13 protein-coding genes and 1 pseudogene are annotated in these 12,498 nt (G+C 34.9%); 12 read left to right on the top strand and 2 right to left on the bottom strand.

Going from position 1 to position 12,498, the window contains the following annotated elements; translation table 11 throughout:
• The first annotated feature begins 23 nt into the window (after positions 1-23).
• The 4 genes and pseudogenes from A3SG_RS0109180 (at position 24) to A3SG_RS19510 (ending at position 5,114) form a co-directional block, all read left to right on the top strand.
• On the top strand, positions 24-1,343 hold the full coding sequence (locus tag A3SG_RS0109180) for a mechanosensitive ion channel family protein (protein WP_016989730.1): 1,320 nt from the start codon (positions 24-26) through the stop codon (positions 1,341-1,343).
• 911 nt (positions 1,344-2,254) lie between these two features.
• Complete coding sequence (rlmD, locus tag A3SG_RS0109175) at positions 2,255-3,667, top strand: 23S rRNA (uracil(1939)-C(5))-methyltransferase RlmD (RefSeq protein WP_016989729.1); 1,413 nt, start codon at positions 2,255-2,257, stop codon at positions 3,665-3,667.
• 85 nt (positions 3,668-3,752) lie between these two features.
• Positions 3,753-4,274, top strand: a complete 522-nt coding sequence (locus A3SG_RS0109170) for a DUF6452 family protein (RefSeq protein WP_029596706.1) — start codon at positions 3,753-3,755, stop codon at positions 4,272-4,274.
• Positions 4,258-5,114 (top strand): annotated as a pseudogene (locus tag A3SG_RS19510) (DUF6048 family protein). The gene A3SG_RS0109170 and the pseudogene A3SG_RS19510 overlap by 17 nt, the downstream one beginning before the upstream one ends.
• 183 nt (positions 5,115-5,297) lie before the next feature.
• On the opposite strand, the gene A3SG_RS0109160 reads toward A3SG_RS19510, so the two are convergent.
• Complete coding sequence (locus tag A3SG_RS0109160) at positions 5,298-5,534, bottom strand: hypothetical protein (RefSeq protein WP_016989727.1); 237 nt, start codon at positions 5,532-5,534, stop codon at positions 5,298-5,300.
• Between the two features lie 136 nt (positions 5,535-5,670).
• Positions 5,671-6,873 (bottom strand): class I SAM-dependent RNA methyltransferase, encoded by a 1,203-nt coding sequence (locus tag A3SG_RS19505; protein ID WP_016989726.1) that lies wholly within the window; start codon positions 6,871-6,873, stop codon positions 5,671-5,673.
• A gap of 162 nt (positions 6,874-7,035) precedes the next feature.
• On the opposite strand from A3SG_RS19505, the gene A3SG_RS0109150 reads away from it, so the two are divergent.
• From A3SG_RS0109150 to A3SG_RS0109110, 8 genes are all read left to right on the top strand, one after another.
• Positions 7,036-7,800: a class I SAM-dependent methyltransferase gene (locus A3SG_RS0109150; RefSeq protein WP_016989725.1), complete on the top strand. Its 765-nt coding sequence runs from the start codon at positions 7,036-7,038 to the stop codon at positions 7,798-7,800.
• 85 nt (positions 7,801-7,885) lie between these two features.
• Positions 7,886-8,554, top strand: a complete 669-nt coding sequence (locus A3SG_RS0109145) for a ZIP family metal transporter (protein ID WP_016989724.1) — start codon at positions 7,886-7,888, stop codon at positions 8,552-8,554.
• 134 nt (positions 8,555-8,688) lie between these two features.
• On the top strand, positions 8,689-9,504 hold the full coding sequence (murQ, locus tag A3SG_RS0109140) for an N-acetylmuramic acid 6-phosphate etherase (RefSeq protein ID WP_016989723.1): 816 nt from the start codon (positions 8,689-8,691) through the stop codon (positions 9,502-9,504).
• Between the two features lie 72 nt (positions 9,505-9,576).
• Positions 9,577-9,798: a DUF6095 family protein gene (locus tag A3SG_RS0109135; RefSeq protein WP_016989722.1), complete on the top strand. Its 222-nt coding sequence runs from the start codon at positions 9,577-9,579 to the stop codon at positions 9,796-9,798.
• Positions 9,798-10,370: a pentapeptide repeat-containing protein gene (locus A3SG_RS0109130; RefSeq protein ID WP_016989721.1), complete on the top strand. Its 573-nt coding sequence runs from the start codon at positions 9,798-9,800 to the stop codon at positions 10,368-10,370. The genes A3SG_RS0109135 and A3SG_RS0109130 overlap by 1 nt, the downstream gene beginning before the upstream one ends.
• A 2-nt stretch (positions 10,371-10,372) precedes the next feature.
• Positions 10,373-11,224, top strand: a complete 852-nt coding sequence (locus A3SG_RS20770; protein ID WP_016989720.1) for a hypothetical protein — start codon at positions 10,373-10,375, stop codon at positions 11,222-11,224.
• 53 nt (positions 11,225-11,277) lie between these two features.
• A complete protein-coding gene (locus A3SG_RS0109115) occupies positions 11,278-11,658 on the top strand; it encodes a hypothetical protein (RefSeq protein ID WP_016989719.1) in 381 nt (126 codons plus the stop codon).
• A gap of 48 nt (positions 11,659-11,706) precedes the next feature.
• Entirely contained in the window at positions 11,707-12,474 is a 768-nt protein-coding gene (locus A3SG_RS0109110) for a TerC family protein (RefSeq protein ID WP_016989718.1), read from the top strand.
• Positions 12,475-12,498: the final 24 nt, after the last annotated feature.

Raw genomic sequence — 12,498 nt, 5'->3', positions numbered from 1 at the left:
TTTGCACCAAACAAATTTAAAAAATGATTCTACCCGAAGAAAAATACCTCTCTATACAACTCAGCACTAAATGGTTAACTGACTTTTTTAATATAGACTCTCAAGTTGCCGATTACATTAATATACCAATATTCATTGTTGGTTTAATTGTTATCTGTTTTGTCGCTTGGATTTTAACTAAAAAATTAATTGTTGATACAATACACAAACTATTTTTAAAAAGTAAGATGACTTGGGACGACATTTTAATCGAGAAAAAAATATTTGATAAGCTCTCTTATATAATTCCAGCACTTCTTGTGATTTTTGCAGTGCCTTCCATTTTACGAGAATATCCAATACTCTCAAATTATATCGTTACATCGGCGATGATTATAATTCTATTAGTCATCATCTGGACGATTATTGCTTTGCTTGCGGTTTTTGATGATATTCTGTCTAAATCTCCTGTGTTTAAAGGCAAACCCATCACGAGCTACATTCAAGTCCTGAATATTATGGTGTATTTCATCGGCGGAATTCTCATTTTGTCATTACTTTTAGGAAAGAGTCCTTTTTACTTTCTGGGAGCCATGGGAGCCATGACCGCTATTTTATTATTAATTTTCAAAGACACTATTTTAGGTTTTGTGGCTAGCATCCAAATGTCTGTATATGACATGGTGCGCGTGGGCGATTGGATTGCCATGCCAAAATATGATGCCGATGGTGATGTAATGTCCATCAATTTAAGTACGGTTAAAGTCCAGAACTGGGACAAGACAATCACCACGATTCCTACCTATGCATTCATTACTGATTCCTTTAAAAACTGGCGCGGGATGAGCAATTCAGGCGGGCGTAGAATAAAAAGGGCCATTTATCTTAAGGTCAGTAGTTTTTGTTTTTGTGATGATCAAATGCTGGAACAGTTTAAAAAATATGCGCTTATACGAGACTACATCGTTCAAAAAGAAAAAGAAATTAAAAAATCTAATTCTGCATTAATTGATAATGAATCTAATCCGGTTAATATTAAAAGTCTTACTAATATTGGTGTTTTTAGAGTTTATGCTGAAAACTACATTCTTTCAAATCCTAAGATTAATAGCAATATGACGCATATGGTGCGACAATTAGACCCCACTTCTAAAGGAATGCCATTAGAAATCTATTGTTTCACTTATGAAAAGGAATGGGAAAAATATGAAGTAATCACATCTGATATTTTCGATCATTTACTAACTATTATGTCTCAATTTCAACTGGAAATTTTTCAAGAACCTACAGGAGGGGATTTCAGAAGTTTAGTTGAAAGTCCTCGTCAGAAAGCTGACGTCCCACCTTTATATTCACAATCTTAATTTATAAACAGACCTTGATTTAAATTGTACGTTTGTCATCAGTATCATAAATTATAAAACAGGAAAAATTGATGCTTAAATCGCCTCTTTGTCGAAATAGTGTCCCTTGTGGAAACGCTCGCGCCTAGGATACAGAAGTAAGATTAATGACTCTGATAAAGAAATAATTTTATTGTTTCCGAACCGAAACTTTGTATCGTTTTGTTTTTGAATTAAGTAGGAAAACGCAAATATACTTTCTAAAACACAGTTTAAAAGAATGGTTTGACCGCTATAAATATGCCGAGTTGGCAGCTACTACCGCTGCTTTATTGGCTTCGCAATTGAGTCGGATTTTTAGTAGTTTAACAATAGCGTACCAAGTAACATCTGCCGAGTACTTTGCATTTTACAGCGTGATTATGGGCATGGCTTACTGGAAATGCACTAAAAAGAACAAAGCAATACAACAAAAGACCACTTTCAGGCAAGTGCTTATGTTAATCAGAACGTGTTGCTGGAATTTGGATATCCTGCAGTATGAGATATTTTATTTATCCGTTCGTTTTGTATGTATTGGCTGCCTATCCTGAACGGTAAAGCATTAATAGGGATTATGGTTGGGAAAATTTGTGCCGATGTGGTTTTCTACTTTGTGACGATTGTGAATTACGAATGGATGAAACGCAAAAATCATTTTTAAATCAGAACCTACTAATAAAGCTACTCCCTTGCCCCTGATTATAGCGGAAAACCCGCAGGATTTCACGCTTTAGAATACTTGCCGGTAAAGAGCGACCGACGGAAGCTCCTTTACTGGGATAGTAATCTTGCTTGAAGAACTGGGGATTTGTAGCGGAAAGCGGGAATAGGCTCAAATAAAAATCATCACTTTTTGAAAATAGTAAGGTACAAACGCTTATTTTTGCGCCATGGCAAAGAAAAATACAGATAAGGTGGTCTTTCACCAGATAAAAGTCATCGATGCAGGTGCAAAAGGAGTGTCGGTAGCGAAGGCTCCTGATGGTAAAGTAGTTTTTATCCCGAATGTGGTTCCAGGCGATGTGGTTGACGTGCAGACTTTTAAGAAGCGTAAGGCCTACTACGAAGGAAAAGCGATTCACTTTCACGAATATTCAGAACACCGTACTGAACCTATTTGCGAGCACTTTGGTGTTTGTGGCGGTTGTAAATGGCAAAATATGAAATACAACCAACAACTGTATTACAAACAAAATGAAGTGTTGAACCACTTGCAACGCATAGGAAAAGTAGAACTTCCTGAATTTGAACCAATCTTAGGTTCAGAAAAACAGTTTTTCTATAGAAACAAAATGGAATTTTCGTTTTCAAACAGCCGTTGGTTGACGGAAGCCGAAATAGCAAGCACAGAAGATTTAGGAAATAGAAATGCATTAGGATTTCATATCCCAAAAATGTGGGATAAAATATTGGACATCAACAAATGTCATTTACAGGAAGATCCATCAAACGCAATCAGAAACGAAGTAGCGGATTTTGCTAATGCAAATGGCCTGACATTCTTTAATCCTAGAGCGCACGAAGGTTTACTGCGTACCTTAATGTTACGCACGGCTTCTACTGGAGAAATCATGGTGTTGATTCAATTTTTTGAAAATGATAAAGAAAAAAGAGAGTTAATCTTAAATCATCTATATGAGAAGTTCCCGCAGATCACTTCTTTGCAATATGTAGTCAATAATAAAGCAAACGATACGCTGTACGATACCGATGTTAAGTTATATAAAGGCCGTGATTACATCCTGGAAGAAATGGAAGGTTTGAAATTTAGCATTAATGCGAAGTCTTTTTACCAGACCAATTCAGATCAAGCGTATGAATTATATAAAATAACGAGAGATTTTGCTGGTTTAACCGGAAATGAAATCGTGTATGATTTATATACTGGAACAGGTACTATTGCTCAGTTTGTTTCTAAAAAGGCAAAAAAAGTAATAGGTGTCGAAAGCGTCCCTGATGCTATTAAGGATGCTAAAGCCAATGCAGTACGCAACGATATTGATAATTGTGAGTTCTATGTAGGAGATATGAAAGTAGTATTTAATGATTCTTTTATTGCACAACACGGACAACCTGATGTTATAATTACTGATCCACCACGAGACGGAATGCACAAAGACGTGATTGAACAAATCATGAAGATTGCTCCTGAAAAAATCGTTTATGTAAGTTGTAACTCGGCTACACAAGCCCGCGATCTAGCCTTGATGGATGAGAAATATAAAGTAACTCGCGTACGTCCTGTGGATATGTTTCCACAAACGCATCACGTAGAGAATGTGGTTCTTTTAGAGAGAAGATAGCTAGTCCCTAGTAATTAGTAAAAAGTAATTAGTTTCAATTTTGTGCTAATTACTACTTACTAATTAATAATCACTAAGAATAGATATGAAAAAAATAATAGTGTTACTGTTTGTGATAGTTTACTCTTTGTCCAGTTGTGAGAAAGATGATATCTGTGATGCCAATACCCTTACCACTCCCCGCTTAGTGATTTCGTTCTATGATGTTACGAATTCATCTGTTTTAAAAAACGTGACGAATTTAAAAATAACTGGCGAAGGAATGACAGATGGTGTTGTTTTTAAGGGCAGTGATTTAGTCAACGGAAGCACCGTTTCAATTCCCTTGAAAACAGATGCAGATGTAACTACCTTTAGTCTTATCCTAAATTCCGGAAATTCTAATCCCGCATTGGTAAACGAGGACATCCTGAAATTTAATTATGCACGAGAAAATCTATTTGTATCTCGAGCCTGCGGTTTTAAAACGAATTACACCTTAGATCCTCAAACGCCTTACGTTCATACTGATGCTGCCACAGCAGATCAGAAATGGATTCAATATCTCGCGGTTAAAAATAGTAGTATAGCTAACGAAAACGAAACACATCTTGAAATATATTTTTAGCATTTGCCTGATTTTTTCTTTGTACCTAGTAGAAGCACAAGACACGAGCCAAAAAGGCGAACTGGCAAAGCAAACTACTACCCTAAAAAATACAGCTGATAGTACCAGTACTAAAGCTATAATTCCTAATAACAGGAATGTAAAGACCGTGGAGTTGCCAGATGAGAAAAAAAACACAGTCGTTCCTATAAAAACAAACCGTTACGGATTACGTGTAGGAATCGATTTGTATAAATTGACTCGTGGGTTATATGACAAGGATTATAAAGGAATCGAATTCGTAGGTGACTACAGGTTGAACAAAAAAATATTTTTTTGGCTGCTGAAATTGGAAATGAAAACAAAACTACCGACGATTCCCGATTGAATTTTACAACAAAAGGATCGTATCTAAAAGCAGGTTTTGATTATAACGCCTACGAAAACTGGCTGGACATGGAGAATATCATCTCTATTGGGCTGCGCTATGGCTTTAGTACTTTTAACCAGGAATTGAACAGTTATAAAATTTATAATGCCACTCCTTACTTTGGAGAAGTGCCTGCCATTGCTTCTGGCGAAAAATTCAATGGGTTAACGGCCAGTTGGATTGAAGTGGTTGCCGGAATAAAAGCAAAAGTGTTTGACAATGTTTTTGTGGGATTCAGTCTTCGCTTGAACCGATTGGTTTCTAATAAAAAGCCGGGGAATTTCGATAACCTATATATTCCAGGTTTTAACAGAACCTATGATGGTGATTTTGGGGTAGGTTTTAATTATACTGTTTCCTACTTCATTCCTCTTTATAAGAAGAAAGTCGAGCCAGTTGAAGTATCTAAAAATGGAGCTAAGGAAGAATAAAGATTATTGTTTTAGTTTTTTAAAACACATCTAAATATAGTTTTCTTACGTCAATAAGGCATTTTGTTTGAGATAGAATATAGCGCGCTACTCTATTTTACAAAAATAGTAAACCGCAACTGCACGATTGCGATAATCAGTGAAATTGCGGTTCTTTTTTTTATTAGATTTTTTGGATAACTATTACCCTATTTCTTTTACTTCCTTGGCAAAAACCCACTTCATATACAACTTCTCACCATCTTCCGTTTTGACAGCTTTGAATTTTGGAGATAAAATAGTCCCCACAACAAAAGCGGTCAAAGGAATCCAAAAATCTGTTAATCCAGTAAAACGTTCTATGAGGTAACGTGCGGAAATGAAAAGTATGGCAAAGCAGCCCAATTGGTATAAAAATGCTCTTACTTGTAATTTACTCATTGTATGTTTATTTTGTCCTCCCGCCGCCCCCTCCGAAGGAGAGGGAGACTTTGTGGAGTTTTATTGTCTTAATTTTTTGTTCTATCCAATATACTGTTTATTGTTCTAAAACTGCTCACTGTAAACCTATCACTGATTACTGATCATTGCTGTCTGAAACTGGCGCAGCATTATCTGGCTCCTGTGTTTGAAATTTTGTTCTCTTACTTCCTTCGTACATTTCGTATTTAACCAGTCGGGCTTCAATACTAGCATTGAAAAGTTTAATTTTTCTTGAAGGCTTTAATCCCACAAACTTCAATGCGTCTAGATTTCCTGTAATGAACCAAGCATTAGTTCCAGGATAGTTTTTCTTCAAAGTATCACCAATGTTTTTATAGAACTCTTCCATATGGATATCCAATCGCTCATCGTAGGGAGGATTAAATACCATGTGTAATTTCCCTTGTGTCGTTTTTTCTGTATCAAAGAAGTTTTTCTCTTCAATAGAGATATACTCTTCTAAATTAGCGTTCTTAATATTGTCTTTGGCTTTGCTAACTGCAGAGGGTGCTTTGTCGAAACCTTTTATGGTGTAATGAAATTCTCTAACTCTTTTCAATAAACTGTCGGTGATACTGTCGAATAAGTCATTGTCCCAATCATGCCATTTCTCGAATGCGAATTCTTTTCGGTTGATGTTTGCGGGAATATTACAAGCAATCATAGCCGCCTCAGCCAAGAAAGTGCCTGAACCACACATTGGATCCAAGAAGTCTCCTTGTCCGTCCCATCCCGAAAGAAGCAAAACACCTGCTGCCAAGACTTCATTTATTGGAGCTATATTAGTTGCTGTCCTATACCCTCGTTGATGCAATGAGTTTCCTGAAGTGTCTAATGCAACAGAAACTTGATCTTTGTCAATATGGATGTTGATTCTTAAATCTGGGTGTACTTTGTCGATACTTGGACGTTGTCCCGTTCGTTCTCTAAATTGATCTACAATTGCATCCTTACATTTTTGTGAGACAAATTCAGAGTGATTGAAGTTATCTGAATGCACCGTAGCGTCAATAACAAAAGTTTGATTAGCGCTAATATATCTGGACCAGTTTACACCGGAGATTCCTTTATATAAAGCTTGTTCATTGTTTGCCTTAAAAAAATAAATAGGTTTCAAAATTTTTAAAGCGGTACGCAATGACAAATTCGCTTTGTACATAAACCCTTTATCCCCTTTAAAACTTACCATTCTTACTCCTTGTTCCACATCTTGTGCGCCCAACATTTGTAATTCCTTTGCTAATATTTCCTCAAAACCAAAAAAGGTTTTGGCAACCATCTTAAAATTATTTTCCATTTGTGTGTATCAATTAAAACAGACCTTTTTCTGCTTTACGTTTAAGCCGCGATAAGAATTAAAGACTTCTACGACGGAATATCTTTGTAAATGCACGGTTTCTTTATTTTTCAGCAAAAATACACTAAATTTGCGGGACTTGAATTAATTGAAAAAGAATAAATGTCTGAAGAACAAAATCCAACGAATATAAATCAGGAACAACCAACAGAAACTTGGTTCAGTTCATGGTTTGATACACCTTATTATCATATCCTATACAAAGAGCGAAACTATACCGAAGCGCAGCTTTTTATAGATAACATAACAAACTACCTTAACCTTCCAGAAAATGCCAAAGTACTAGACCTAGCTTGTGGCAAGGGTCGTCATTCTATCTATCTAAATCAATTGGGGTTTGATGTTTTAGGTGCTGATCTATCTGAAAACAGTATCGCCGAAGCTAGCAAAGACACAAATGATACTTTGCATTTTAAAGTACATGACATGAGAATACCTTTTGAAGAAAAGTACGATGCTATTTTTAATTTGTTTACCAGTTTTGGTTATTTCGAAAAAGACGAGGATAATCTTATAACTCTAAAAGCAATTAAAGAAAGCTTGTCTGAATATGGTTTTGCCGTAATTGATTTCTTGAATGTAAACCAAGTGCTAACAACTCTTGTTCCAGAAGAAACAAAAACGGTCGAAGGAATTGATTTTCATTTGAAACGCTATTTAAAAGACGGACATATTTATAAAGAAATTGACTTTGAAGATAAAGGACAAAAGTTTCATTTTACTGAGAAAGTAAAAGCATTAACATTACAAGACTTTGAGGGACTAATGGAGGAGGCTGGAATTTATCTTTTAGATATTTTTGGAGACTATAAATTAAAAAAATTCTACAGTAATGAAAGCGAGCGATTAATTATGATCTTTAAATAGTTCATTCGGCAATTCATTAATTTATTTAATCGGCCACTAAAAAGGAGCGATTCAGCAGTTCAATAAAACAATTCAACATCTAAGAATGAATTACCTTTTACCTTTACTCTCGGTACTATTAGGATATGGGATCGCTTTGTTTTTAAAACCTAATAACAAAACCAACCTAAAGTTACTGTTGGCTTTTAGTGGCGCTTTTCTATTATCTTTAACTGTGATGCACTTGTTACCGGATGTTTATGAAAGTAAAAATCCAAATATAGGAATTTGCATAATGCTTGGAATTCTATTCCAGATTATATTGGAATTTTTCTCCAAAGGTGCTGAACATGGGCATACGCATGGACATGTAAACATGTCCCACATTCCATGGTTGCTGTTCATCAGTCTTTGCATCCATGCTTTTTTAGAAGGTTTTCCAGTAAGCCATCACCAAGATTTAGCGGTTGGTATTGCCATACATCATTTACCGATAGCGATTATCCTCACCACTTTTTTTATTAATTCGCATCTAGACAAAAAAGCAATTTTTGGTTTCATGCTCACCTTCGCTTTAATGACTCCGTTAGGGACCTTAGCATCTGATTTTTTACCGATACTGAATGATTATTATACAGAAATCACAGCTATTGTAATCGGAATATTATTTCATATTTCCTCCACTATCATTTTTGAAAGTAGTGAAGGCCATAAATTCAACATTGCTAAAGTTTCCATGATTGTATTAGGAATTGCATTGGCTTATTTTTTATAGAAAAGAATTTCAAAAAGTTGATAAAATGAACTATTTTATGAATTCTATATGTTGCTGAATTGGTATTCTTTTTTAAATTTACAAACATATAATTAACTTAGTGCCTCAGCGCATTTGTCGAAAAATATACCAAAATGAATTTCACTAAAACTACCGAGCAATCCTCAAAATACGAACATCTAGAAAAGATGTCTATAAAAGAACTGCTGGCTAATATCAATCAGGAGGACAAAACCGTTCCTTATGCTGTTGAAAAAGCACTACTCCAAATTGAAACTTTAGTGACCCAAATTGTGATTAAAATGAAATTGGGCGGAAGATTGTTCTACATTGGCGCTGGAACTTCCGGACGATTAGGGATTGTGGATGCGTCAGAATGCCCACCAACTTTTGGTGTGCCTTTCGACTTGGTAAACGGAATCATTGCCGGCGGGGATATTGCGATTCGCAGAGCCGTAGAAAATGCCGAAGACAACGCTACTCAAGCTTGGAACGATTTACAAGAACAAAATATAACTGAGAATGATGTCGTAATAGGTATCGCTGCATCAGGGACAACGCCCTATGTTATTGGTGGTTTAGAAGCGTGTAATGAAAATAATATTATTACAGGAAGTATTTCCTGCAATGCAGAAAGTCCGCTTTCTAAAACAGCACAATTCCCTATTGATGTCGTTGTGGGTCCAGAATTTGTAACCGGAAGCTCCCGCATGAAAGCCGGAACAGCACAGAAATTAGTATTAAACATGATTTCGACAGCGACCATGATCCAACTCGGAAAAGTGAAGGGAAACAAAATGGTGGACATGCAACTCAGCAACAGCAAACTCATTGATCGCGGAGTAAAAATGATTATGGGAGAAATTCCGGTTAGTTACGAAGAAGGAGCGGCATTATTAAAAGAATATGGTAGCGTCAGGAAAGCTGTTGCGTCTTATAATGTGAAGTAAATATTGAAATTTTAGCTTAGCGTGCAATTCGAAAACTTTGTGCTCTATGTTGTAAAATTAAAACTTAAAAAAATGGGAACTAATAAAGAACTTTTATCGAAAGGAATTAAATATTTAAGTGGAGCTTTGCCATTGCTGTTTATAGGTCCAGCAATCATATACAATGCCTTCATCAACAAGCAAAATATTTGGCACTATCTCGTTTTGGCTTTTGGTATCGTTGCCTGTCTGGGAGCAATGTACTTACTGTTTTTAGGACTAAATACAATTATGAAAGCTTTATTTAACGACTAATGGAAGACTTGATTCACATTCAGAAAACATTTGAAAAAATCGTTTTTATTGACAAGAAAATCAGTAATCGCGAATTTGAGGACTGCGTCTTTAAAAATTGCGATTTATCCAATAGTGATTTCTCAAACAATACCTTTATGGATTGCGAGTTTATCGACTGCAATCTATCGATGACTAGTTTAATGGGAACCAGCTTAAAAACGGTACATTTTAGCAATTGCAAATTATTGGGAATTCAGTTTAACAGCTGTACTGATTTCTTGTTTGCAGTGGATTTTCAGGATTGCGTTTTGGATTACTCTACTTTTGCCAATAAGAAAATGCCAAAGACGAATTTCAATTCCTGTTCGATGAAAGAAGTCAGTTTTATAGGAAGTACACTTTCCAATTCGGTTTTTGAGAATTGCAATTTAGACAATGCCATTTTTAATGATACCCAATTGAAAGAAGTTAATTTCATAACGGCGTTTAATTATAAAATTAATCCAGAATTTAATCCTATGAAAAAGGCCAAATTCTCTACGCAAGGAGTACCAGGACTTTTAGATAAGTATGATATTAAAATCCACTAAGCATGAAAAAAAGCGTTTTATTGTTAATCATTCTACCACTCCTAGTTTTAAATTCTTGTTCACCTAAAATTGCACCAACAATAACTTCAAAACAAAATCCTATTTCTGAAGATGAAATTGTTTTAGTAATCGATGAACTCAGTTTTTTTGAAAATGATGGTATAAAAGTTGGTACCGTAAAATCTACTGACAAGGGTTTTTCGACAAACTGTAATTATGATGATCTGATTGCTACCATTAAAAAATTATGCAGGGAAAACGGAGCTAACATCCTAAAAATTAACAATCATAAATTACCCGATCAACGGAGCTCTTGCGATCGAATAGAAGCCACGCTCTACAAAGTACCAAACTATAAAATCCATGAAAAAAAAATAGAATGGTCAAAAGAAAGAAAACTAACTTGGTACGACTTTAAACAAGAAACCCAACCCATTTCCGCACTAGGTTACGGTGCAGAAACAAGTTGCGAATTAGAACTTAAATCCAATAACACCAATTTATTCAGTAAAGCAAAATTAAAAGTCACTAATACATTCTTTTGTAATCATAGTTGGGTAAATTTAAAGAACACGCAAAATGACATACTCTTAGAACATGAACAATTACATTTTGACTTAAGTGAAGTGTATGCTAGAGAATTAAGAAAAAAAATAATCGAAAAGAATTTCAATATTTTTAACTTAATGAAAGAGTCAGACAAACTATTTAAAGAATGTATTGCTTTAAACAAGGAAAGACAAAGTTTATATGATAAAGAGACAAGTCATGGCATTGATACTTTAGAACAAAAAAAATGGAAGAAAAACATAGAAATGGAGTTGAGCAAATTACAAGACTTTTCCACAAACTGATATGTTTCTTTTTTAAAATCACTTTCTATTCATTACTAAAAATAACAGATTAAATGGCTACAAAAAAAATTATTCTACTTCCCCTACTTCTACTTTTTATTTCCTGCTATGATGTAGAACGCAACTGCAAAGATTTTAAAACCGGAAAATTTCGTTTTGATTACGAAGTAGACGGTGTAACAAAAACAACTATTTTTGAACGTAATGATAGCTTAGAAATTGAAACTTACGATGGAAAGACAGATACGGCCTCCATACGCTGGGTCAACGATTGCGAATATATTTTAAAAAAATTGCACCCAAAAAATATGGCAGAGGAAAAATCGATAGATATGCGCATTTTAACCACTTCAGAAAATACATATACCTTTGAATTTGGAATGGTAGGAGTGTCTCAAAAACAAAAAGGGACTGTAACGAAATTATCAGACTAAACATCCGTAATTTAACCTATAATAGTTACTAATTTATTATAAAACCAAATGGAAGTATTTTTAAATCCCGATGCTTGGATTGCCTTATTAACATTGACCTTCCTGGAAATAGTTCTGGGAATAGATAATATTATTTTCATTTCAATTGCAACGGGTAAATTACCGGTGGAAAGTCGCAAAAAAGCAACTAAAATAGGAATGTTTCTTGCTATGTTCATGAGAATCGCCCTTTTATTCGGTATCAATTTATTGATTCAAATGAAAGAACCTTGGTTCACCATTGATTTAAGATGGTTATCCGCTGGAATTACAGGACAAAGTATCATATTACTTCTGGGAGGTTTATTCCTTATTTATAAAAGCACCAGTGAAATTAGGGAAAAAGTAGATGATAAAGGCCATGAAGAAAAGGAATTAGGTAAAGTCGCAACAAAATCATTTCAAAGTGTACTCGTGCAAATCATTATGATTGACTTGGTTTTCTCCTTTGATAGTATTCTTACCGCAGTCGGGATGACTAATGGCGTTCCTGGGGCTTTATATATCATGATTACAGCAGTAGTGATTTCAGTTCTCATCATGATGCAGTTTGCTGTTCCCGTGGGTAGTTTCGTGAATAAAAACCCTTCGATACAAATTCTAGGTTTATCCTTTTTAATTCTTATTGGTTTTATGCTAATTACAGAAAGTGCTCATTTATCAAATGCACTTGTTTTTGGAAGTCACGTAACGCCGGTGCCAAAAGGGTATTTGTATTTTGCGATCTCTTTCTCCTTGATGGTAGAAGTAATCAATATGAAAGCTTCTAAAAAGTAAAAATGTTATTGGACATAAAAAAAA

It is taken from the genome of Flavobacterium sp. ACAM 123, from assembly GCF_000264055.1.
In the GTDB taxonomy this organism is placed as follows: domain Bacteria; phylum Bacteroidota; class Bacteroidia; order Flavobacteriales; family Flavobacteriaceae; genus Flavobacterium.
This window is presented reverse-complemented; position numbering and strand designations above follow the sequence as displayed.